General features: G+C 59.7%; 18 protein-coding genes and 1 pseudogene. 4 read left to right on the forward strand and 15 right to left on the reverse strand.

Translation table 11 applies throughout. From position 1 onward, the window contains the following. Positions 1-5: 5 nt before the first annotated feature. Genes OKC42_RS08450 through OKC42_RS08465 form a run of 4 tightly spaced genes read right to left on the reverse strand, consistent with a single transcriptional unit; the run spans position 6 to position 3,545 of the window. The gene (locus OKC42_RS08450) at positions 6-782 is read right to left on the reverse strand and encodes an ABC transporter permease (protein WP_167571452.1); all 777 of its coding nucleotides are present in this window, start codon (positions 780-782) and stop codon (positions 6-8) included. Beyond that, entirely contained in the window at positions 775-1,656 is an 882-nt protein-coding gene (locus OKC42_RS08455) for an ABC transporter permease (protein ID WP_270819473.1), read from the reverse strand. Before OKC42_RS08455 ends, OKC42_RS08450 begins: the two co-directional genes overlap by 8 nt. Continuing rightward, positions 1,656-2,489, reverse strand: a complete 834-nt coding sequence (locus tag OKC42_RS08460) for an alkaline phosphatase family protein (RefSeq protein WP_270819474.1) — start codon at positions 2,487-2,489, stop codon at positions 1,656-1,658. Before OKC42_RS08460 ends, OKC42_RS08455 begins: the two co-directional genes overlap by 1 nt. A gap of 9 nt (positions 2,490-2,498) precedes the next feature. Continuing rightward, positions 2,499-3,545: an ABC transporter substrate-binding protein gene (locus OKC42_RS08465; protein ID WP_270819494.1), complete on the reverse strand. Its 1,047-nt coding sequence runs from the start codon at positions 3,543-3,545 to the stop codon at positions 2,499-2,501. Positions 3,546-3,824: 279 nt separating this feature from the next. Between OKC42_RS08465 and OKC42_RS08470 the strand changes: the two genes are divergently transcribed. Next, positions 3,825-4,589: a UTRA domain-containing protein gene (locus tag OKC42_RS08470; protein ID WP_236271799.1), complete on the forward strand. Its 765-nt coding sequence runs from the start codon at positions 3,825-3,827 to the stop codon at positions 4,587-4,589. Between the two features lie 40 nt (positions 4,590-4,629). On the opposite strand, the gene OKC42_RS08475 is transcribed toward OKC42_RS08470, so the two are convergent. Continuing rightward, positions 4,630-5,394 carry a helix-turn-helix domain-containing protein gene (locus OKC42_RS08475; RefSeq protein WP_005336490.1) on the reverse strand — a complete coding sequence of 255 codons (765 nt, stop codon included), beginning with the start codon at positions 5,392-5,394 and terminating at the stop codon, positions 4,630-4,632. Positions 5,395-6,669: 1,275 nt separating this feature from the next. Between OKC42_RS08475 and OKC42_RS08480 the strand changes: the two genes are divergently transcribed. Next, positions 6,670-7,296: a porin family protein gene (locus tag OKC42_RS08480; RefSeq protein WP_040068735.1), complete on the forward strand. Its 627-nt coding sequence runs from the start codon at positions 6,670-6,672 to the stop codon at positions 7,294-7,296. Between the two features lie 84 nt (positions 7,297-7,380). Here the strand turns inward: OKC42_RS08480 and OKC42_RS08485 are convergent, their stop codons facing one another. The 9 genes and pseudogenes from OKC42_RS08485 to OKC42_RS08525 all read right to left on the reverse strand — a co-directional run bounded on the left by OKC42_RS08485 (position 7,381) and on the right by OKC42_RS08525 (position 21,409). Beyond that, positions 7,381-8,379, reverse strand: a complete 999-nt coding sequence (locus tag OKC42_RS08485; protein ID WP_058057085.1) for a sensor domain-containing diguanylate cyclase — start codon at positions 8,377-8,379, stop codon at positions 7,381-7,383. 392 nt (positions 8,380-8,771) lie between these two features. After that, a complete protein-coding gene (locus tag OKC42_RS08490) occupies positions 8,772-9,359 on the reverse strand; it encodes a hypothetical protein (protein ID WP_270819475.1) in 588 nt (195 codons plus the stop codon). A gap of 449 nt (positions 9,360-9,808) precedes the next feature. Next, positions 9,809-10,561, reverse strand: coding sequence for a hypothetical protein (locus OKC42_RS08495; RefSeq protein WP_270819476.1), 753 nt, complete (start codon positions 10,559-10,561; stop codon positions 9,809-9,811). An 87-nt stretch (positions 10,562-10,648) separates the two neighbouring features. After that, on the reverse strand, positions 10,649-12,712 hold the full coding sequence (recD, locus tag OKC42_RS08500) for an exodeoxyribonuclease V subunit alpha (RefSeq protein ID WP_270819479.1): 2,064 nt from the start codon (positions 12,710-12,712) through the stop codon (positions 10,649-10,651). Beyond that, entirely contained in the window at positions 12,709-16,317 is a 3,609-nt protein-coding gene (gene recB / locus OKC42_RS08505; RefSeq protein ID WP_270819481.1) for an exodeoxyribonuclease V subunit beta, read from the reverse strand. The genes recD and recB overlap by 4 nt, the downstream gene beginning before the upstream one ends. Beyond that, the gene (recC, locus tag OKC42_RS08510) at positions 16,317-19,670 is read right to left on the reverse strand and encodes an exodeoxyribonuclease V subunit gamma (protein WP_270819482.1); all 3,354 of its coding nucleotides are present in this window, start codon (positions 19,668-19,670) and stop codon (positions 16,317-16,319) included. Before recC ends, recB begins: the two co-directional genes overlap by 1 nt. Before the next feature lie 258 nt (positions 19,671-19,928). Then, the gene (locus OKC42_RS08515) at positions 19,929-20,321 is read right to left on the reverse strand and encodes a DoxX family protein (RefSeq protein WP_005336513.1); all 393 of its coding nucleotides are present in this window, start codon (positions 20,319-20,321) and stop codon (positions 19,929-19,931) included. 39 nt (positions 20,322-20,360) lie between these two features. Next, positions 20,361-21,046, reverse strand: a pseudogene (locus OKC42_RS08520) (pirin family protein). Between the two features lie 30 nt (positions 21,047-21,076). After that, positions 21,077-21,409, reverse strand: a complete 333-nt coding sequence (locus tag OKC42_RS08525; RefSeq protein ID WP_013723379.1) for a hypothetical protein — start codon at positions 21,407-21,409, stop codon at positions 21,077-21,079. 258 nt (positions 21,410-21,667) lie between these two features. Here OKC42_RS08525 and OKC42_RS08530 point away from each other — a divergent pair, with 258 nt between their 5' ends. Together OKC42_RS08530 and OKC42_RS08535 are read left to right on the forward strand one after the other, a co-directional pair. Then, positions 21,668-22,582: a LysR family transcriptional regulator gene (locus tag OKC42_RS08530; protein ID WP_129503088.1), complete on the forward strand. Its 915-nt coding sequence runs from the start codon at positions 21,668-21,670 to the stop codon at positions 22,580-22,582. 99 nt (positions 22,583-22,681) lie between these two features. Further along, the gene (locus OKC42_RS08535; RefSeq protein ID WP_270819483.1) at positions 22,682-23,101 is read left to right on the forward strand and encodes a hypothetical protein; all 420 of its coding nucleotides are present in this window, start codon (positions 22,682-22,684) and stop codon (positions 23,099-23,101) included. A 178-nt stretch (positions 23,102-23,279) separates the two neighbouring features. Here the strand turns inward: OKC42_RS08535 and OKC42_RS08540 are convergent, their stop codons facing one another. Then, positions 23,280-23,630, reverse strand: a complete 351-nt coding sequence (locus OKC42_RS08540) for a hypothetical protein (protein WP_005355311.1) — start codon at positions 23,628-23,630, stop codon at positions 23,280-23,282. Positions 23,631-23,701: the final 71 nt, after the last annotated feature.

Here is a 23,701-nt window from a genome sequence, read left to right on the forward strand (position 1 = left end):
TTGGATCACCGATGAAATCTGTTGGCCGCCCAGGTGAGCAGCAGGGTCAGCAGGAAGTAACTCATCACCAGCGCACTGGTGAAGTGGCCAGAAGTGGCGCGCATGTTGTAGAGGTAGACCTGCAGGGTCTCGTAACGGGTGCCCACCAGCATGTTGGCAAACACGAACTCGCCGAGCAGGAAGGAGAGGGAGAGAAACAGCGCCGCCAGCAGGCCCTTGCGCAGGCAGGGGATCACCACCAACAGAAAGGCGCGCCGACTACTGGCCCCCAGCAGATGAGCGGCATCCATCAAATCCCTGAGCGGTACCCCTTGCAGGCTGTTGGCCAGCGCCCGGTACATAAAGGGGAGCACCACGGTGAACCAGGTGCCGATCAGGATCCACGGCGTGCCGATAATGGGCAGGATACCATCGGCGTAGATCTGCAGCAGCCCCACTGACGAGACCACAGGTGGCACCGCGAAGGGGAGCAGGATCAACAAGTTCATCCAGGGATCCAGCTTTGGGAAGTAGTAGGCCACCACCAGCACGGTCGGCACCAGCACCAGGGTCCCCAACAGCAGGGTGGCGAAGCAGACCAGGAGGCTGCGGCCAAACGCCGCCAGAAAGCGCGGGTCGCCCCACAGCTTGAGATACCAGTCGAGGGTAAAGCCGTCCGGCAGCAGGGTCGCTCCCCAGCGGGTAGAGATGGAGTAGAGAAACGTGGCCAACAGCGGCAGCAGCAGGGTGGCAACCAGCCCACCCAGCACCCACTTGGGCCAGCGCGGCGTCAAATCATGCATGGGATTGCCCCTTCAGCAGCCACTGGTTGGCGGCCGTCACTACCCCCAGCAGCACCATCAGGATCACCGCCAACGCCGCCGCCATATTGGGTTCGAGGAAGATATCGCCGGAGGCCAGACTGGCCACCCGGATGGTCACCAGATTGAAGTTGCCAGTAGTGAGGGCGTAGGCAGAGGCATAGGCCCCCACCGCGTTGGCAAACAGGATGATCAGGGTGCCGAGCAGCGCAGGCGTCAGCACCGGCAGTGCCACGTGCCACACATATTGGCGCTTGCTCGCGCCGAGCAGCGCGGCAGCCTGTGGCCACTCATCCTGCAGCGCATCAAACGCCGGGTAGAGCAGCAGCAGGGCGAGCGGGATCTGGAAGTAGGTGTAGATGAGGATAAGGCCGCTACCCGAGTAGAGGTTGAAGCCGTCGATCAATCCCCAGGATTTCAGCAGCAGAGTGACCGCGCCGTTGATGCCGAGAATGATGATAAAGGCGAATGCCAGCGGTACCCCGCTGAAGTTGCCGGTCATGGTGACAAAGGCCAACAGTACCCGCTTGACCCGCTCGCCGCTGTGGCGCAGCGCTGCCGCCCCGAGGGTGCCGATGGCAAGCCCCGCCAAACTGGCGATACCGGCAATGCGCAACGAGTTGCCGAACGATTGCAGGTAGAAGGGGGAGCTAAAAATCTCCCGGTAGTAGTCGAGGCCCCAGCCATCTGGGGTCTGAAAGCTGCCCACCAGCACCCACACCATGGGAGCGAGCTGGAACAGGATCATCAAGAGGATAAACGGCAGCAGCACCAGCGCGGGCAGCCAGTGGCGGCGCACCTTGCGCTTGGTGGCCACGGGTCGATCCGCGAGGATCTCGGTGGTGGCAGTCATCATCAGTGCACCTCGCGCATAAAGGCGGCCTTGAGCAGCGGTGGCGCTGCCGGCTTGTCGTGGGGGATGCCCAGCAGATCCGACATCAGGGCGCAGAGCTGGGTCTGGGCGATCACTACCCCATCCGGCCAGCGCTCGATAAAGGCATCGCCAAACAGCCAGAGCGGCACGGTGCGCTCTTCGGGCAGGGTGCCGCCGTGGCTCAGGTCGTTGTTCATGCCGTGATCCGAGGTGACTACCACCTGATACCCCTCCGCCAGCCACTGGGGCAGCAGATCGGCCAGCAAGCTGTCCATGCGGCGCGCCTGATTGCGGTACTGGCGGGAATCGAGGCCAAACTTGTGGCCTGCATCGTCCACCCCCATCGGGTGGATCAGCAGAAAATCGGGGTCATATTGGGTTCTGAGCCATTCCCCATCCATCAGCAGATGGCTGTCGGGGTAGTGGTCATCCCAGTAGAAGCAGCCATGCTGGATGGGCAACTGCTCGTCGTGAGTAAAGCGATCACGGGCAGCCAGCCAGGGGCTGCGGTTGTAGAGTTCGCTCACCCAGTAATAGGCCGCCGCTGCGGTGCGTTTGCCCGCAGCGCGGGCCAGATGGAAGATGGAGTCATGCAGACTGAGGCGACTCACCCCGTTGTGGGTGATGCCGCTCACCACCGGCGGCACGCCGGTCAGGATGCACTCGTAGAGGGGTCGGGAGAGAGACGGCAGGGCAGCACTCAGGGTCGTATGCAGGCCCCGCCCCGCCTCCACCATGCCACCGAGGTAGCCCATGGTGTGGGCTACCTCGGCTGCCAGACCATCCACAAGTACCACTATCACCTTGTGTTGCACTGGATTCCCTTACTGCATGTTGATCATGACGGTTTCTTGCCACTGGCGCGGCAGGGCTTTGGAGCTCTGCTCCCAGGCGGCGTGATCCTGCACCGGCTTGGCATTGGCGTACTGCTCGGCCGGCAGCAGCTTGGCCTTCACGTCATCCGGCAGAGTCACGTTGCTGCGGATCGGGCGGGCGTAGCCGCGGGCCAGGTTGATTTGACCGGCATCGGAGAGGATGTATTCCCGCGCCAGTTTGGCGGCGTTGGGGTTCTTGGCCCACTTGTTGATGATGGTGGTGTAACCGGCGATGACGGAGCCGTCACTCGGGATCACCACATCAAACTTCTTGGGGTCGATCTGGTCGCGGTAGTTGAGGGCGTTGAAGTCCCACAGCACACCCACTTCTACCTCGCCCTTCTCGATGTTGGCGATGGTGGGATCGTTCAGGGAGAGACGACCCTGCTTGGCCAGCTGACCGAACAGCTCCAGTGCAGGTTTCAGATTCTTCTCGCTGCCGCCGGTGGCATAGGCCGCCGCCAGCACGCCGTTGTTGGCCTGGGAGGCTACGCCCACATCACCCAGGGTCACCTTGTAGTCGCCACCCAGCAGGGATTGCCAGCTGGTGGGGGCAGCCTTGACCAGATCCTTGTTGATCAGGAAGGCGATGGTGCCGGTATAGGCCAGCATCCAGTGACCGTCCGCATCTTTGGCCCAGTTGGGAATGTCGGCCCAGGTGGAGGGTTTGTAGGGCTGGGTAACACCCTGCTTGACCGCAACCGGACCGAAGGCGCCGCCCACATCGCCGATATCGGCGGTGGCATTGGCCTTCTCGGCGGCGAACTTGGCGATCTCCTGCGCCGAGCTCATGTCGGTATCCTGATGCTTGATGCCGTAGATGCTGCCCAGCTGCTGCCAGGTATCCTTCCAGTTGGCCCAGCTGTCGGGCATGCCGATGCTGTGGAGCTGGCCTTCACCGCGGGCGGCCTTTTCGAGATCCGCGATATTCTCGGCTGCAAAAAGTGGTTGGCTGACGGCCACCAGGGCCAGTGCACTTGCGATCACGCTTTTCATCATCCCATCCCTCTGGACTAGGTCAGTTAAGGTTCGAGAGGGATGCTAGAGGGGAATTGTGACGGTGGCGGGGCGCTTTAATGGCAGTTTGATGACAATCACCCTGTCATGGCGCTGTCATCCACAGCGGTTACAACTCTGAACCCGAGTGAGGCTGGACTATTCCAGCAAGGGATTGGCCAGCCATCCGCCTTCTGAATAAGCAACAGGGACAAGCGTGTGACCGAGCCGAGATTGAGCGAGCAGAGAGTGAACGAACAGAGAGTGAACGAACAGAGCATGGCCGATGGCCGCGTCTCCTCCAAGTGCGAACAGATTTGCCAGACCCTGCGCCGCTATATCGGCAGCGGCCAGCTGGCGGCAGGGCAGCAGCTGCCCGCCGAACGGGCCCTGAGCGAGCGCTTCGCCACCACCCGCATCACCATCAAGGAGGCGCTCTCCAGCCTCGAAGCGGACGGCCTTATCTACCGTGCCGAACGGCGCGGCTGGTTTGTGGCACCACCCCGCCTCACCTACGATCCCGCCATCCACACACACTTTCACCAGTGGATCGGCGAGCAGCAACGCACCGCCGAAACCCGGGTGCTGGCCCACGGCAGCGAGCTTGCCAGCAGCGAGCTGTGCCGCTGGATGGGGTTGGAACCCTTCACCCCACTTTATGAAATCCGCCGCCAGCGGCTGATCGACGGCCGCCCGGTGCTTCATGTCAGCCACCACCTGCTGGCGAGCCGCTTTCCCGATATCGCCAGCGCGCCGCTGGCCAGCTCCCTCACCGAGCTCTATCAGCAGCGCTATGGCATAGGCCAAGGCGGGGCGAGTCTCGAGATCACCCCCTCGGCGGCGCGCGGCGCCATCGCCCGCGCCCTCAATCTGGCGGAGGGGAGCGCCGTGCTACGGCTGGTGCGGGTCAACTATGACGAGCGGGGCGCTCTGGTGGATTGCGATATCGAGCACTGGCGGCCGGATGCCATCCGCATCTGTCTGGATACGCGAGCATTGCAGCCGCTCGCAGGCAAGCTGCAACAAACCCGGGTCGCCGATTAGACTCCAGCCAACAGAGTGGATCCCGCAGGATCCGCAGGGATCAGTTGTCGATATTGGGGATCATGTCGTCGAAGCTCTGGTAGCCGCAGTCAGCCAGTTGCAGCGACATGGTGTAGGTCTTGGCGTGCTCCTGCTGGCCGATGGCGGGGCGGTTGAGCTTGATCTCCTGATGCCAGTACTCCTTCATCCGGTCGATCAGCGCCATCGCCTCTCCCTCGTTGAGGTGCAGCTGGCAGAGCGCCATATAGTTGTTCGACTTGTGCATGTTCTCCACCAGATACTCCCCCAGCACCGACATTGCCTGCCGTGCCTGCTGACGGGCGAAACGGCTGTGCTGCTCGAAGCTGATCCGCTCGCTGATGAGGAAGTGGTAACTGTTGTCGATACCGAGCTGCAAAATGCCGAGCTTCTCCAGCTTGCGCAGATAGAGGTAGCAGGAGGCATCGGTCAGGCCGTACTCCCGCTTGAGATCGATCAGCGTCTTGTCGCGCCAGAAGATATTGGCGAGAAAGGCGTAGAGCCCCGGCTCGTTGTGAAACGCCTCGTCCTGCTCCTGGGTAAAGACGGCGCGGCGGCTCTGGGCGTCCTGAGTGCGATCCAGCAACTCCTCGAACGAGAGCCCCACCAGATGGCAGATCTCCAGCAGGGTATCGAACGGCAGCGAGGGCTTGTTCATCATCCGTTTCACGGTCGCGATGGAGACACCCATGGCTTCTGCCAGGGTCTGATAGCGGATCCCCTTGTCGGTCAGGGTCTTCTTCAGGGTGTCGAGAATATTGTTGGCCAGGGTCTGGCTGTAGGTCATGCCACTCTTCCTTGTTATCGCACTTTCATTGCATGGTTATGCCGAGTCAGCTTCTGACCTGTTTTTACCTTCAAGGCTCAGATATTGACACCGAAAAAACAGCCTAGAGAAAAAATCGCCTATAACGCCCATCAGGACAGACCAGTTGAACGATGAGGTCGCAAAATCTGACACCAGACAGTGCATATCTTTCAACCCGCAAACATTTTGCTAGTGCTGCATAGAACATCGCGCATAATCGAAACGTATCGAATTCAAGACCCTTCCTGGTTGAGAAATCGATTGTTTGCTTCCAAATTTTTATCTTTTAAACCGTAAGGTTTTTTCTCTTTCCTGGCATTGGGCGGCGCTGATAGCACCGCCCTTTTCTTTTCCCTGAATTCGCAGGTCAGGTCAAGGGCCCCGGCAAGGGGAAGTGTGACAGGCCACCCGCCGCCCACTGATGCACCAGCCACCACGACCTCTCTGGCAAGGTATTCTAAACGGTCGTCAATACCGTGTTATTGCCATTCAATATATTTAAATGGCTTGATTGGGAAGCTTCTAAAATATAAAAACGAATATAATAAAGTTATTTAAACCTCCAAAAACCTATCTTTTAAATGGCTTGTATATATAAGCAAACAAAATTAATCAGGCCGCACGACCCATATCTGCTTATCGCGCCTCATGCCCACCCCAACAACTGCGGCCGGGTGAAGAGAAAAGCCACCCATAAGAACCCACCCACTCATCTGGTGGGCAACATAGCCCACGCAAAAACAGCCTCAAAAGACCACCAAAACCCTCGATGGGAACAATCCCAAACCTCAAAAAGAGCAAAAAACAGGCAAAAAGATAGATTTTTTTCTCACGGTTTCACCTTGTGGGGCGTTCAAAAAATCATCGAAAAGAACCTGGTGCCAATCAGTGACATCTGAGATGCCAATTTTTAGACAGCTCATCATGGTCACGCTCGAATAAAAATTAAATGCCGATATAAATCAATCATATAGAATCAAAATCGAACTCACAGCCTGTCATTTGCCTCACCAGTTAATTATTTAAACCTCAATAAAGCTAAAACTCTAATAACACCATTTATTAAACAAAATGCCCCTGCTTGCAGCCAGTCATATTTAGAAGAATGGGGAAATCACTCTCTTGTTATTCAGAAATTCGCTGACTATACTGCGGCCCCTCTGTGAAAGCAGAGCAATGACGGAAATATAAAAAGCTTCATGGATTGAGCAATATAAATCACACGCAGTTCACGCAACACAAGGTTATTTATCCATGAACAAGTTTAATAAAATTGCCGCTTTCTCCCTGCTTGCTCTGGCCATGAATGGCGGCGCCCATGCCGAAGGCTGGTATGCAGGTCTGGATCTGACCACCTCCAAGATGGATCTCGATGGTGCTGCCAAAGACGTCTATGACGCCAAGCTCATCGATGACCAACTCGACGGCGGCAGCCTGATCGTGGGTTACAGCTTCAAACCCTGGCTAGCCGTTGAAGGTGGCCTGCACGCCCAACAGATGGATCAGCTGGTCTGGGTGACCTCCCCGATTGCAACCGGCTTTGCCGACACCACCATCGAAACCCGCAGCATCAGCCTGGCCGCCAAGCTGAGCCAGCCGCTGGCCTGGGGCTTCAGCGCCTATGCCAAACCGGGTATCGCCTACACCCGCACCGAAGTGGAAGTTGTCGGCAACGCCACTCTCCTCGGTTTCAGCGGTCAGGGAAGCAAGAGCGCAACCAAGAGCAAGGTACACCCCAATCTGGAAGTAGGTCTGGACTACGCCTTCAACGACCACTTCTCTGCCGGTATCGGTTACGAGCGCCAGTTCGACGCCCTGAGCCTGGGTGACGAGCACTACTCTCTGGATACCTTCAAGCTGGGTCTGCGCTACCACTTCTAAGTCGCGCCGCGTCAGTAACAATACAAAAGGGCCGCAGGTTTCAAACCTGCGGCCCTTTTTACTGCTCTTTTTCCGTACCCCGCGTTAGCAGATCTGGTCTTTACCCAGCTGCTTGGCCTGATAGAGCGCCCGATCGGCGCGCACCATCAGGCTCTCCTTCTGCTCATCCTGCTGATACTCCGCCAGCCCGAAGCTCATGGTAGCGGGCGCGTGGGGGCAGATGGGCTCGCTCGCCATCAATGCCTGAAACTTGCTCGCCACCACCAGCGCATCCTCGCGGCCGGTGTTGGGCAACAACACCATAAACTCGTCACCGCCCCAGCGGGCCAGCAGATCGATCTCGCGGATATGGCGGCGCACCAGTGCCACTATGTTGATCAGGGTCTGATCCCCGGCGTTGTGGCCATAGCTGTCATTGATCTGCTTGAAGTTGTCCACATCCATGGCGATCACCGTAAACGGCTGATGGAAGCGGCGCGCCCGCTCGCACTCCAGCTGCAATGCCCGCTCCAGCCGATAGCGACTGGCGGCGCCAGTCAGGGCATCGGTCTCTGCCAGCAGACGGTTCTCCTCGGCTTTCTGTTGCAGCGCCTCGTTGAGTCGCACCAGCTCGGCGGTACGCTCGGCAACCTGCTGCTCCAGCGACTGATTGCGCCGCTCCAGCTGCTCCAGCAACAACTTGCTGGCGTGGATATCGCGATGGGCACCGATCATCCGCGCCACAGAGCCATCGGGATTGCGCTCAATGATGCGGCCGCAATCCTCAATCCAGAGGTAACTGCCATCCCGGCAGCGGCAACGGTACTCGGCGCGATACTCATGGGCGCTGCCGCTCAGACAGAGATCGAACTTCGCCATCACTGCCGCCAGATCGTCGGGGTGGATCACGTTCTCCCAGGTGAAGACGGTATTGCCGAGGGAGTGAGGCTCGTAACCCAGCATCCGGTACCAGCCGGGGTTGCGATAGACAAAACCGGTATTGGCATGCCAATCCCAGATGCCATCGCTGGTCACCTCCAGAATGCCATGCACCACGGCCTCGCTGACATCCGAGATCCTGATCGTGTCACTGTCCTGCACCATAGCAGTTATCCTTGTTCTTCCGCCCCGCGCCACCACGGGGAATCGCGCTGTTGTCGTGAGGCGCTACCTTGGCATATTGCAACAGATCTGTCAGCCAGAACCCCACCGAACCACCGCTTCCCCGGTTATCGGCCACTCACGGCGCAGGCTGAATCAGAGTGGCCATAAGTGTGGCTCAAGCGCGCCCCATTTACCGGATTTAACTCACGATTCAGTCATTTGGGGGATGGAATAATCGGGCGGCGCAAGAGGGGTGACCAAGTGCAGCATATTGTGCCAACCCGCTCCCCTCACCCTCTCCCAGAGGGAGAGGGGATAAAGCAGCATCGGAAATATGATCGCCAACCACACAGGTTCGATTAGAGAAACTTAATCTGGGCACGGGAACGAGATTATCCCTTATTTACTTGCTGGAGAGCGGTTGGCGGTGAGGGGATAGAAAAATAAGATTTGTCTGGATATATCTTGTAGCTCTCCAGGTATGACCCCACCTCGTTAACCCGAGTTTTCACCCATACCTCACCATAATTCCGAATCTGTGCCTTACCAAGCTCACTATCACTGTAACAAAGATCAAACCAATACCCTGTATGCTTATCTTTTATTTTTAAGCCTGCCTCACAACGGCCGTATTTGCCTTTGGATGGTCCGGGATGAACCACTTTATATTCCGTATCATAACTGACCACTTTATCTGGATAATAATAGACGTACATATCATAGCCATACCATGATGTTATAAGCATCATAAAGAAGCAATTACCAAACGCTTTTGCAATATATTTTAAGGCATGACGTCTGGGACATCGAAAAGCAGTTACTATTGCACCCACTAATCCAAATAACGCACTGATAGTAATGTAGGTGAGCGACTCAGGAACCAAGTCAGCAATAAGTGTTTTATCTGATAATTTTGTTTTGAATAAGATACTTGCCAACCATAGAACAACCAGAAATATAAAGCCAACCCCAAGCAGCATGTTTTTTGCCGTTCGCTTTTAAAACTATGAATTGTCATTTTACTGCCTGATTTATTATTAAAAACGAAAAGTATCCCACCATTTTGCAAGATAAATATGGGCGGTGCAATTCACTTCGTTCATTGCACCCTACCCGATTTTACGAAATGGGCATTGTGTAAACCGGCTCCCCTCACCCTAGCCCTCTCTCAGAGGGAGAGGGGATAAAGCAGCATCGGAGATATGGTGTTGGCAATCGCGTGTAAATTCGAGATATAGCCACGGGGCCAAACCTCCCTTCTCCCGTTGATTAAAAAGGAGGAGAAGGGTCGGGGATGAAGGGAAGGAAAAAAGAGATTTCGCGGTAAACGTTGGGCTTCACTACGCTCAGCACCAACCTACACAATCGGTAGGTTGGTGCTGAGCCTGCGAAGCCCAACACACGAGATAAGCTACAAGCCATGAAAAAATCAGAATGGAATATCATCATCCCATACATAAAATTTATTTCTAACATCGGATATTTCATTTCTAATTTTTTCTATCTCATCAAATTTTGTATCGCTTACGATTTTATTCTCCAGGGAATTCAATGCTCTGTCCAGATTGGCAACAACTCTCCCAATATAATCTCTTTGTTCTGAATCTTGCGCTGACAAGCGTTTATTAGTATGTTCCAATTGTGCAATAGAAAGACTTAACTTATTATTATCAGCACGAAACTCTTTCGATTTAAGTTCGAAGTCAGAAAGCAATTTCGCATACTTACCCTTAAGATTTATTATTTCACGAATGAGCTCTAATTTTTGACCTGCCCATAATTCTAATTCTTTGTCTTTTAACTTAACAACATATTCATCAGTTGACTCAATTTTTGCGCACACGGTCTCCTTTCTTCTAACAAAGGCGTCTTTCTGCGCTTTATTGCTATTTTCATCTCTAATTTTATCAATGCAATTATCATGTATAAAGCTGTAGATCGTATTTAAAACTGGAAGTATTACCAAATATCCGACAGATACTAAAAATGGGATTAACAGATCATCTGTAACCCCCCAACTTTTGTTCTTTATAATGTCAAGCTTTCCTTGGTTACTTTCCAATATAAACCTAGCCACTCCATTTATATTCAAAAACATCCAAGACAAGACGAACGCGCCGATAATAGGATTGTTTAGTCTAGATGTTGCATTATCTTTCAATGTCTTAAGTAAATCCTTCATCAATAACCTCTAATCAGAATTGATTCGTGATAATAAGTAGTAAACTTCTTTTCTCATGGCGGTAAATCCCTTTACCGCCACCATCAATCACTCCCCCAACCGCTCCGCCAATCCGGAATAACGCTCGGTCTTTTTCCGTACCGCCTGTGCCAACAGGGCGCGATCGCCATAGAGATCGAGGCGGGCCTTGGCGCGGGTGATGCCGGTATAGACCAGCTCGCGGGTCAGCAGCGGGCTGGGGCTGTCGGGCAACACCAGCACGGTATGGGCAAACTCCGAACCCTGGGATTTGTGGATGGTCATGGCGTAGACCGTCTCGTGGGGTGGCAAGCGGCTTGGCAGCAGGGCCCGCAGGGTGCCATCCGGCTGCTCAAACCATACCTTGAGCCGCCCACTTTCATCGGGCAGGCAGAGCCCCATATCGCCGTTGTAGAGGCCGACGCCATGGTCGTTGCGCACCACCATCACCGGACGACCGGCATACCAGTCGCCATCGCGGGCGATCAGCCCGGCCCGTGACAGGGCCAGTTCGAGCCGCTCGTTTAACCCCTGCACCCCGAACGGGCCATCGCGCAGGGCGCAGAGGATCTGGAAGCTGTTGAATGCCTTAAACACGGCGGCGGGCGCCTCCCCCACGCGGGCCGCCTTCAGATAGCTGCCGTAACCGGCCACCCCCTGGGCAATCAGGGCATCGTAGGCCTCCCCCGCCCAGGGGTGCAGGCTGATATCGGCGAATCCTGCGCCCCAGACTGATTCCACCGCCGTGGCATCGCCGCTGTTGCAGGCGCGCGCCAGCTGGCCGATGCCAGAGTGCTGATCAAAACGCCAGCTCTTGGAGAGCAAACAGAGGCTGTCGCGCACGGCAGCCCCCGCGGGCGTACCCTGCAAGCGATAGCCGGTCTGGCGGGAGAGCCAATCCGCCTGCGCCGGGCTGATGCCCTGCTCGATAAAGCTGCAGATATCGCCGAGCACGGCCCCCGCCTCCACCGAGGCGAGCTGATCCTTGTCGCCAAGCAGGATCAGGCGGGCGTGGCTCGGCAGCGCATCGAGCAGGCGCGCCATCATCGGCAGGTCGACCATGGAGGCCTCATCCACCACCAGCAGGTCGAGGTGCAGCGGGTTGCCTGCGTGGTGGCGGAATTGGCTGCGCCCCGGAATCACCCCGAGCAGCCGGTGCAAGGTGCCCGCCTCGGTGGGGATCGCTTCGACCCATTCGGGAGGCAGATCGAGGGCCTGCAGGGCAGAGCCGATACTCTCGGTGAGGCGCGCCGCCGCCTTGCCGGTGGGGGCCACCAGCCGGATCGCCGGCGCCTTGCCCGCTTGCAGGCCGGTCTCCACCAGAATGGCGAGCAGTTTGGCGACCGTGGTGGTCTTGCCGGTGCCGGGGCCGCCGGAGATCACCGCAAAGGGGCGCGCCGCCGCCGTGGCCGCCGCCAGCTTCTGGCCGTTGCAGCAGAGCGCCTCGGGCACCAGCTTATCCAGCTTGCTCAAGTCGCTCGCCGCCTGGGCGCTGGCCAGCAGCCCTTCGATAGCGGGCCAATCCACTTCATTGGGGAACACCAGATCGAGATACTTTTCGATAAAGTGGCGGACCGAGAAGTCGGGGGCGAGGCGGGCTTTGAGCAGCGCCCGGAACACCAGAGCGTAGTCGCGGGCAAACAGCCGCGACAGGGCCGGGGCAATCTCCGGCCATTCGGCTCGCTCGCTCAGGGCGCGCAGATGGCGGGCCACCCCCAGTTCAAAATCGTGGTAGCGGGTGAGATAGAGCCGCCCGTGCCACAGCCGCAGCGGCCAGCGCGGGGCAAGCCCCTCATCCTGCTCGGTACCCACCAAGGGACTCTCTGCAAACAGGGCGGGCCAGCGGGCAGGATCCGCCAGATCCCCCAGCAGATCCCGGCTCTGCTGGGGATCCAGCCCGAACGGGCGTAAAGATCCGTTCGCCAGCATCTCAAGCGGCAGGCAGACATGGCCACGCCCCAGCTCGAAGCAGGTGAGCGCCGCCCCCAGCACCAACTCGGGGCTGCCGCCAAGGTCGGCCACCAGCTTGGCAAATTGCAGATCCAGCTGGCGGATACGGCCAGCCAGCGCCAGTGTTTTCAACCGTTCAACCATCATTGCGCTGGTCGCGGTGCTGATCATGGTGCCGCTCATGCCTCTACCTCGTTAAATGCTTGGGATCCCGCTGCTGGCAGCTCACTGCCTTCGCTAAACAACTTATCCAGCCCCAGCACCAGTTCACGGCTCGGGCGGGTATGGAAAATGCCCCCCTGCGGCATGCCGCGCAGGAACAGATAGAAAACGCCGCCAAAGTGCTGCTCGAAGTCGTAGCCCGGCAGGCGCAGGGTGAGCAACCGGTGCAGCGCCAGCGAGTAGAGCTGGTATTGCAGGTCGTAGCGGTGCTCCGCCATCGCCCGCTCCAGCGCCGGACGGCTGTAATCGGCGGGGCTCATGCCGAGGTGGTTGGATTTGTAGTCGAGCAGATACCAGCGCCCCTGCCACTCGAACACCAGATCGATAAAGCCCTTGAGCATCCCCTGCACGGTGGCAAAGCTGAGCGGCTTGTTGCCCCGCGACAGCGGGTCGTACTGCTGGCAGAGGGCGGTCAGCGCCGGGGCCGTCACCCGCCCCATGGGCAGGAAGAACTCCAGCTCCACCTGTTTGCGCTCGGGGGCCAGATCCCGCAGCCGCACCGGCTCACCAAAGCCCGTTTCCAGCGGGGTATCCAGCACCGCCTCCACCTGCTGTTGCAACACGGGGGCCCAGCTCTCGTCAAAGCCATCTTGCAGTAACAAGCTGGCGATATGCTCTGCCAGCGGCTCGCCCGCGGCGCTTTGAAAGTCGATGGTCTCGAACAGACTGTGCAGCAAGGTGCCGGGGCGCGCGCCCTTCGGGAAAGTGAAGATGGAGGGCTGGGGCGCCTCGTCCGGTTGCTCGGAAGCCAATGCAGCCGCCTCGGTGACGACCTCGTCATCGAAGCCGGGATTGGCCAAGACCCCCTTGCTGTGACCGTGGCCCTGCGCCGCCAGCCCGGAGTAGGAGCTGATCCACCAGTCCCGCTCAAGGGAACCGCCAAAGTGGCGCACCTGCGGCTCGCCCAGCTGCTCCTCCTCTGGCGGCAGCGGGGCCGGACGGGTGAGCGAGGGCTCACCGACGGCCACTCCGGGCAGCGCCTGCGACAGCTCGGTCAGAGCGGTCGCCAGCGTCTGCGCATCCCCCTCTTCGCCCTTTTGCAGCAGGTAGCCGATGGCGGTGTGGTGCAGGTCGGTCTTCTCCGACTTGCCCGCCCCCGCCCGCACCGGTGCCAGCCCCAGCCAGGTGGCGTAGACGCCCCGGGTCAGGGCCACATAGAGCAGTCGCAAATCTTCGGCAAGACGCTCCCTGTCCGCTTCGGCGAGCGACGAGTCGGCGCCGGTCAGATCGAGAATGGTGCGATTGCCCGCCTCGTCCGCCTCGTGATAGAGCGGGGTCTCGGCGGTTCTGTGGCTGCAGATAAAGGGCAGGAACACCAGCGGGTACTCCAGCCCCTTGGATTTGTGGATGGTGACGATCTGCACCAATTTCCGCTCGGATTCGAGGCGCAGTACCTGCTCCGCATCCTGCCCGTTGGGGCGGCTCACCGCCTCCCCAAGCCAGCGCAGCAGGGCATACTCCCCATCCAGCTCGCTGCTCACCTGTTGCAGCAGCTCGCCAAGATGGAGGAAGTTGGTCAGCCGCCGCTCGCCATAGGGGCTCGCCAAAAGCGAAGAGGCGAGATTGCGCCGGTGCAGCAGGGCCCGCAACATCGCCAGCACGCCACGGCGGTGCCAGATCTTGCGGTACTCCATAAACTCCTGCACCGCGCTCTCCCACGCCCGCTCGTCGCTGGCCAGCCCATCGAGCGCCTTGGCGTCGAGATCAAACAACCCGGTGGCCAGCGCCGCACGCAGGCTGCGCTCTTCGCTCGGGTTCTGACAGGCGTGCAAAATCAACAGGATCTCCCGCGCCTCCACCTGCTCCAGCACGCTCTCGCGGTTCGACAGATAGACGGAGGCGATGGCAAGCCGTGCCAGCTCCTGCTGCACCAGCTTGCCCTCGGCGCCGGTGCGCACCAGCACGGCGATATCCCCGGCCTTCACCGCCTTGTCGCCGATCAGCGCCTTGCCCTCGCGGGCCAGGGTCAGCAGGCGGTGGATCTCGGCGGCGGTGGCGCGGGCCATCTTGCTCTGGTAATCCCCCCGATTGAAGGTGGGCTGGCCGGTCAGCTGCCAGCAGTGGAGCACCGGGGCGGTGACACCATCGAGCAGCAGCGCCTTGCTCTTGCCCTGCGCCTCCACCGGCAGGAAGGGGATATCCGCCTCGTAGATAAAGGGATCCTTGGCCCGCTCGAACAGGCCGTTGACCGCCCCCACCAGCGCACTGCTGGAGCGCCAGTTGCGCCCGAGGGTGTAGTGGGCACTCACATTTCGCCGCGCCTGAATGTAGGTAAAGATGTCGGCGCCGCGAAAGCCGTAGATGGCCTGCTTGGGGTCACCGATCATCAAGAGCGCCGTGTCTGTGTGGCCGCCGTAAAGCCGATGGAAGATGCGGTACTGCTGGGGGTCGGTATCCTGAAATTCATCGATCATCGCTACCCGATAGGTGGCGCGAATGCGCTCGCAGAGCCGCTCGCCAAGGCTTGAGCCAAGCGCCCCGTCGAGATCTTTGAGCAGATCATCGAACGAGAGCTGATGGGCTTGACGCTTGCTGGCCTGCATCCGGCTGCGCACCACCTTGGCCGCCCGTTGCAGGATCAGATCCCGAATACCGGGGCGGCTCGCCAGCAACTCGTCTATCTGACTGAACAGCGGCAGGGTCGGCACAGCGCCCCCCTTCTTGAGGTTCTCCTCCAGCACCGTCTGGCCAAAGCGCTCCAGCTCCTTGGGGATGGCGTAGCCACTGGCCTCGTCCTGTGCCCAGTCAGCTATCTTGGCAAGCCACCCTTCGTAGTTCTTGCCGGTGTAGCGGCTGATCTGGCCGTCGGTCTGGCGGCGGATCTCGTCCGTCTGCGCCAGCCACTCGCTCTTCACCGCCGCGATGCGACTCATGGCCGCCTGATGGCGAGCGGCGAGGGGCTCATCCCCCAGCGCGGGGTGGATCTCCAGCTCGCTGTTGTCGAGCCAGCTGCCCATCTCCCGCAGCAGGGCGGCGGGGCTCGGCCAGAGCGCACGCACCGCGCTGGCGAGGGCTTTATCCACCGGATAGAACTCGGCGCGCCAGTAGTCGCTCACCGCCTGCAGCCTGAGCTGGCTGTCGTCGGTAAGAAATTCGGTTTCAAAGAGGGCACCCGACTCGAAGGCGTTCTGTTTCAGCATCCGCTGGCAGAAGCCGTGGATGGTAAAGACCGCCGCCTCGTCCATCTGCCGCTCGGCAGCCAGCAGGCGGCGGGCCGCCAGCTCGTGATCCTCCACCTCTTCCAGTAGTTGGGCGAGCAGGGTGTCACTGCTGTGACCGCGCATAAAGGCGAGGCGCGCCTCGTGAATGCGGCCACGGATCCGGCCGCGCAGCTCGGCGGTGGCCGCCTCGGTAAAGGTCACCACCAGAATTTCGGTCACCGAGAGCGGCCGCTCGTGGGCACTCGGCTGACCGGCATCGGCCCCCTCTTCGATGAACGGGCCGTGGCCCAGCAGCAGGCGCAGGTAGAGACCGGCGATGGTGTAGGTCTTGCCGGTACCGGCGGAGGCTTCGATCAGTCGTTCACCATGGAGGGGAAAACGCAATGTATTGAGCGGGTTAGCCATTATTTCAGCTCCTCCAGGGTCTTGATCAGCGGGGTCAGGTGTTCGCGGGCCAGCGCCTGCAACTGCCCCAGCACTTCGTCATCGAGTTCGGGGAAGCAGCGGGCGACGTAAACGTCCTGCCCTTCCCCATTGATCATCCAGCCGCCGTTGAAACGGGTGAGGGCCGCCTTGTCGGCCGCCTCCGGCTTGTCCGGATCCTTCTCGATCGCCTTGAGCCAATCCCAGGCGGTGTTGGGGAAGAAGGGCAGCGGCCGCTTCATCCCCTGCGCCCAGCACGCCACCAGCGCCGCCAGCTTGGGCCGAGCCTCGTCGGCAGTGAGCTTGGCTAACCGCAGACTCTGTTTGGCATCGAACAGCAGGGTGTCGCCGGGAGCGCCGCTCAATGAGAGGCAGAGGTGCTGGATCCAGCCCAGCAGCAGATCCTTGCCGTTGAAGCTGCCGGGTTTGACCACCAGCAAGCGCCCCTTCTGGGTGTCGATCCACCCTTGCAGCTGGCCCTGAGTGAGGGAGATATCGATCTCCACCGCCTGTTTTTCTGACTCATTGGCCGCAACCCATGGCCGCAGCCGATCCGCCTGCTTGCCCATCTCGGCATCCAGATCGTCCAGCAGCAGGCTGCCGAACCACCCTTGCGGCAGCAGGCCGGTGAGCTGCAACCGCTCGCGACGCTCGGTACTTTCACCTTCCGCCAGATGGGCATCGAGCAGCAGATCTTTCAGCTGATAATGTTGCAGGCCATCCAGCTCGAACGGCTCGCTGTCCTCGATGTTGGCTTCGTTCAGCTCAAACCACACCTTGAGGCGACGGTTGAGGAAATATTTGGTGGGCTGGCGATAGAAGCGCAGCAGCTCCGCCAGCTCCAGCCCCTGCTCCTTGCCCCATTCGGGCGGGAGAGGCAGCTCGCCGCTCTGGAAGTTGGCCGCGCCGCGCACCGGATTGAGAGCGGGCAGCCAGTCGGCGGCATAGGTAAAGAGGCGTGAACCCGCCTCCGGGTAGAAGTAGTTGCGGCTGTAGGGGGTGAGCGGGTGCGCCACCATCAGGTGGTTGAGCAGCCGCTTGCCGGAGGTTTCGTCATCGAGATCCTCATCCCCCGCCAGCACGAAGCCCTGCCGCACATAGTCGATCAGCTCCGCCAGCAGCACGGAGGGCACCTTGTCGCTGTTGTCCTGCGCGCTGAAGCCCTGATAGCTGATATAGAGCCCCTGCTGGGCGCTGAGCAACGCCTCAAGGAACAGGTAGCGGTCATCATCACGACGAGAGCGATCCCCCCGCCGCGACGCCACCGCCATCAGGTCGAACCCCATGGGGGCCAGGGTGCGCGGGTAGACGCCATCATTCATGCCGAGCAGACAGACCTGCTTGAAGGGGATGGAGCGCATCGGCATCAGGGTGCAGAAGTTGACCTGACCGGCGAGGAAGCGCTGGCTGGAGCGGGACTCCTCCAGCACGCTGCCGAGGTAATCCTGCAACAGGTCGGCGGTAATGGGCTGCTCGAAACGGGCCTCGTCGAGCCGAGTCTGCCACTCGGCCAGCTGACTGCGAATGAGCTGGAGCTGGCGTTCTTCATCTTCGTCGGCCAGATAGAAGCGCTCCAGCAGCGCCAGCAGGCAGGCATTCCACTCGGCCAGCGGCTGCGCCTGTTGCAGGCGGGGCAGGAATTCGGCCAGCGAATCGACGAACCAGGCGAGCTTGCCGAGTGCCAGCCCCTGCTGCCCTTCGATATCGGCGTAGGGCAGGATGCCCGCCACCGGTTCACCGTCTCCCATGGCAAAGCCGAGCAGCATGCGGCGCAGGCCGAACAGCCAGCTGTTGCCGGACATGGGCGGCAGATCGAAACGGACAGGGTAGCCGTCATCCAGCCCCCAGCGGATGCCGGTCTCCTGCACCCAGACCCGCAGCTGGTTGAACTCGTCGTCATCCAGCTCGAAGCGGCGCAGCACGGCGGGTACCTCGAGAATGGCGAGCAGCTCCCCCGCTCCGAAGCGAGCGTTGGGCAACCTGAGCAGAGCGAGGAAGCTTTGCAGCAGCGGGCTCTCCTGACTCGCCGCCCGATCCGATACCGCAAAGGGGATCTGGCCGCGTGCGCCAAACACCGCCTGAATATAGGGGCCGTAGCTGTTCACATCCGGCATCATCACCACCACATCTTTCGGGGTGAGGGACGGGTCCTGCTCGAACAGCGCCAGCAGCCGGTCGTGCAGCACTTCCAGCTCGCGCATCGGGCCGTGACAGGCGTGGATCTGCAAGGATCCATCCGCCGGATCTATGGGGCTCTTGTGATGGCTGCTGTCGAGATCGAACTGACCGGCGCCTCGCTCGGCCAGCTCCAGCACATCCTTCTGGATGGCATGCAGCAGCTTGATATTGCCCTTGCCATCCAGCTCGTCGATATCGACGAAGGCCTCGATTTGCGGCACCTCCAGCTCCATCAGCTGGTGCAGGTAGTCGCGCCCCAGCTTGCCCATGGAGGCGAGTAACGGGTTGGCGGGGCCCTGCAACGTCTCGATGTCGGTACCGGGTTTGAGCTTGTTTTCGAGGCGCGCCAACGTCTTGCGATCCAGCAGATCCCCCCAGTAGTAGCGGCAAGGGTTGGTGACGAACAGGTGCACCTCCACCTCAGGCCGGCTGCCGAGGGCCAGCAGCGCCTCCACATAACGCGGCGGCAGCGCCGAGATGCCGAACACAAAGACCCGCTGCGGCAGCTTGCCCGGCAGATCGGCGGTACGCGCCAGCTCGTGGATAAACTCCTCGTAGAGGTTGGCGCGGTGGTAACCGCTCGGAGAGAGCGCCAACGTGCGGGCCACCAGCTCGCGCCACAGCTCGGGCTGCCAATCCTGACCGCTCACCCCGGCCAGCTCCTGACTCAATCCTTCCCCCTCTTCCCAACGGGCGATCCAGTCCGGCCGGTAGACCAGATACTGGTCAAAGAGATCCGCCACCTTCTGGCAGAGCTGCCACAACCGCACCTGCTCGGGCTCCTGGGCAGGATCCTCCTCATCTCCCCCGCCCAGATAGGCGGCGAGCGGGGCAAAGGCGGGGCGCTCCAGCAAGGCAGGCAGAATGGTCATCAGCTGCCAGCTCATGGATCCCTTGTTGTAGGGGCTCTGACGCGGCACATCCGCCAGCACCCGGGTGAACATCTCCCAGATAAAGCTGGCGGGCAGCGGAAAGTCGATATTGGCGGCGATGCCGAACGCTTTGGCCAGCTCCAGCTTGAGCCACTGGGCCATGCCCGGACTCTGCACCAGGATCTGCTCCCGATCGAAGGGGTGAGAGAGAGGGGCCTGCCGGATGCGGCTCACCAGCAGCTCTTTGAGCAGATCCAGCTGATTGGAGTGGTAGAGGGTAAACATGAGCAATTCCCGCCTGTGGATGAGAGGGGGCGAGGGAAAAGGCGAGCCATTTCCGTCACTTCACAAGAGAGGGAATTGTCAGGGATCGGGGGGGAAGATGCAAAAGGCTCTTGTGGCCAGCAGGCGGGTAAACCGCTGAACCATGAGGGGGGCCGCAGATTTGTGCAGCTGCCCCACCGCCTCGGAAAACGCAGACAGAAAAAAGCCGGTGCAGTTGCACCGGCCAAAAGGCATTGGAAAACTTGACTCTTCAGGGCATTACCAGTTTTTGCCGAGACGGGCATCCACACTGAAAGCCCCTGCTCCGGCCGCCGCCAGCGCCAGGAAACCACCGGCCACTGAGACGTTCTTCATAAACATCAGCATCTGCATCTGTTCTGCAGGCTGATAGTGGAAAATAAAGGCAGCCATCAGGGTGAAACCGGCCAGCAGCACGGAGAGGCTGCGGGTAAAGAGACCCAGCACGACGGCAAGGCCACCACCCAGCTCAAGCAGGATCACCAGCGGCAACATAAAGCCCGGCACGCCCATCGCTTCCATATAGCCCTGAGTACCGGCATAGCCGCCGATCTTGCTCCAGCCCGCCATTACGAACATCAGCGCCAGCAGTACACGACCCGCCAGCAGCGCTACATCTTTCATCTTGTCCATTTCATATTCCTCGTTTGTGTCACATCACCGCTGACTGCTTCAGGGTAGGTCAAATAACAGAGCTTGGCTGGCACTGGTCGCAACCAGCTCCCACCGGTATTCATCACGACTGAGTATCCCGTCGCCGGGTCGGGCAGCCAGACCGTTGGCGGTCAACTCCCCTGAAATCATCTGCAGGTAACCGTGTCGGCCAGCCAGTGCCCATTCGAGCGTCTCGCCCGGGGCCAGTTCCAGCCGCCATACGCGGGCCTGTTGGCGGATCCGCAGCGATCCCGCCTCGCCATCCGGTGACGCCACCAGCGTCATGCCCGGTCTGGACTCGATCTTCTTCTGCTGATACCCGGGTGGCGTGCCGAACTCGTTCGGCTCGATCCAGATCTGCAACAGGGAGAGAGGATCCGTCGCGAGGGGTTGTACTCGCTGTGGCGGATCCCGCTGCCTGCGCTCATCAGCTGGAAATCCCCTGCCGGGATCTGCTCGGCATGGCCGAGGCTGTCCTTGTGCTCTATGGTGCCTTGCAGCACGCAGGTGAGGATCTCCATATTGGCGTGAGGGTGGGTGGCGAATCCGCCACCCGGCGCAACCAGATCCTGATTGATCACCCGCAGTACCGAGTGCCCCATCCACTCCGGGTCATAGTAATGACCGAAGGAGAAACTGTGGCGCGCGTCCAGCCAGCCAAAGTTGGCCTTGCCCCGCGCTTCTGCGGCTCTCAATTGCATCATGGTCTGCTCCTCACCTACCGGGACGGTTGATTAACGCTGTTTGCCGCTACCGATGCCGAACGGAATACGGTATTCGCTGCTCTGGTCAGCCAGGCTGACGGTCAGGTTGCCCTGGGTACGGCTCGGGATCCGCACCTGCTGGGTGCCAGTCAGGTTGGCGTGGACTGATGCCAGCAGATCGCCAGACTCATCACGCACTTCCAGCATCGGATTGGCTTTGCCATCCATTGCGGCAGTGGCGTTCCAGTTCACAAACAGCACGCCGGGCATGGCATTGAAGTCAGCCGGTACGGAAGCTTGGGCGAAACCAGTGGTCATCAGGCCTGCAACGGCCAGCATCTTGATTACGTTTTTCATGTTCATTCACTCTCTTGTTTTATATGTCATTGCCAAGGCCTTTTCGGCCAGAATCAATGCATCCATGCAAGAGGTTATTCAAATAGTGTGTTGTTCTTTCACCGACGTCAGACAGACCTATTTGGTGTGTCACAGTACGGAACTACCCGCATATTTGGCCGCTCGACGTTCCTGCCTAAGCGTTGATTGAATATTAAAGTGACATGACCTAACTTGTTAGCGAGATAAACTGGCAAACATATTCAAAAAAATTGAAGGTGAGGAATGGCCAAGGAATCGAACAAGGAGCGGGCGCTGACCCTGGAGGCAATCCGGGTGCTGGACGCCATCGACCGCCGCGGCAGCTTTGCGGCGGCGGCCGACGAGCTGGGCAAGGTCCCCTCGGCATTGAGCTACACGGTGCAGAAGCTGGAGGATGAACTGGATGCCATGCTGTTTGACCGCAGCGGCCACCGCACCAAGTTCACACCGGCGGGGCGCATGCTGCTGGAGCGCGGCCGGGTACTGCTGGAGGCAGCCGAGCATCTGGTGGGAGAGACCCGGGCGCTGGCCCGTGGCTGGGAGACCGACATCACAGTCGCCGTCGATGCACTGGTCCCGGTGCAGGCCCTCTACCCCTTGGTGGAGAAGCTGGCCGAACAGACCGATACCCGACTGCGGCTGCGGGCCGAGGTGCTGGCGGGTAGCTGGGAGTGTCTCGAAGATGGTCGCGCCGATCTGCTGATCTCCTCCATCAACCCGGACATCATGATGACCGGCATCAAGCATCAGGTGCTGAAAGAGGAGGTGATGCTCTATGTCGCCCATCCCGATCATCCGCTGCATCAGGAGCCCGAACCCTTGGCCGACGAAACCCTGCGCCGCTACCGCGCCATCGCGGTCGCCGATACCGCCCTGCGCAAACCGGTGCTCACCTACCGCCTGCTGGACAAGCAGCCGCGCCTCACTGTCAGCACCATGACGGAGAAACGGGATGCCCTGCTGGCAGGGATCGGGGTCGGCACCATGCCACAGAGCTGGATTGAGGAAGACATCCGGGCCGGACGACTCAAGGTGATCAGCCCCGAATATCGCCATCAGATCCAGGTCGTGCTGGCCTGGCGGCGAGACACCATGGGCAAGGCCAAAAGCTGGCTGGTGCGGGAGATACCAAAACTGTTTGCGGCTGGTGAGAAATGAGAGCCAGTTAACAGAAATGTTAATTGCATGCCTCACTTGACGCCCAATATCTTTGCTGATTTCATAGCCGCCTCATTGAACCCATGGAAGCTGTAGAAAATGAAAAAGAGTTTGCTGGTTGCCCTCACCACCCTGCCCCTGTTTGCCAATGCCGGCCTGATGGATTCGCTGACCGACAGCGTCACCAGCAGTGTCAAGGATGCGGCCAGCACTGCCGTATCCGGTGCCATGGACAGTGCATCCAACGAAGCCATCAAAAAGGCACTGGATATCAAGGAAGGCGGCTCCAACAAGCAGGCAGTCAAAGAGAAGCTGGGCGCTCCTGCCACCACCAAGACTGAATCCGGTCTGGAAGTGTGGACCTATGATCTGGATGCCCTGAAGAAGGCTTCTCCGCTGCTGGCAGAGACAACCACAACCCTGCTGAAAGATACCGACGCCGCCAAGAAAAACGTGGTCATCAAGTTCGAAGGCGAAACCGTCAAGAAAGTAGACCTGACCGACAAGGCTCAGGGCTAAGTTCGCTCGTCCGGCGGAGTGGGCTGAACACCCGCATCGGTACAGATAGCAAGAGGGGGAGCACCGGGCTCCCCTCTTTTATTGGCAATCACCAGCGTTCAACCAATCTGCTGCTCAACGCAGTAAGCGCAAAAAAGGGTGGCCTCGGCCACCCTTGGGTTGATAACAGCAGGCGCTGTTACTGGTTCGCTTCGGCGAACTGCTTCATTGCTTCGGCGTGCTTGGTCATGCCGGCGGCACGCTCGTTGAGCTTCTTGATGAACTCCGCCTTCTTGGCAGGATCTTCAATGCGGTCATAACGTTGCTGCAGGTTGGCCTGGATCTGCTCCGGGGTCATGTTCTGCATGCGGGCCATCTTGTCGTGGCGACCACCGTGGTGTTTGCCACCCATCATGCCACCACCGTCCATCGGGCAATCCACCATGGCACCGGGCTGGCCGGTGGGGGCCGCTTCACTGGCTGCATAGGCGCCCAGCGGCAGGCCAAGGATCAGGGTGGCAGTCAGCAGGGTTTTGGTCAGCTTTTTCATGGTCTATCTCCTGTAGGGATGATTCTGGTTCGGCGCTCTTGCCTTGCCCTCAAGTAAACACCCTATCGGTG

The sequence above is a fragment of the Aeromonas sp. Y311-2 genome (assembly GCF_027706025.1).
Lineage (GTDB): Bacteria > Pseudomonadota > Gammaproteobacteria > Enterobacterales > Aeromonadaceae > Aeromonas > Aeromonas veronii.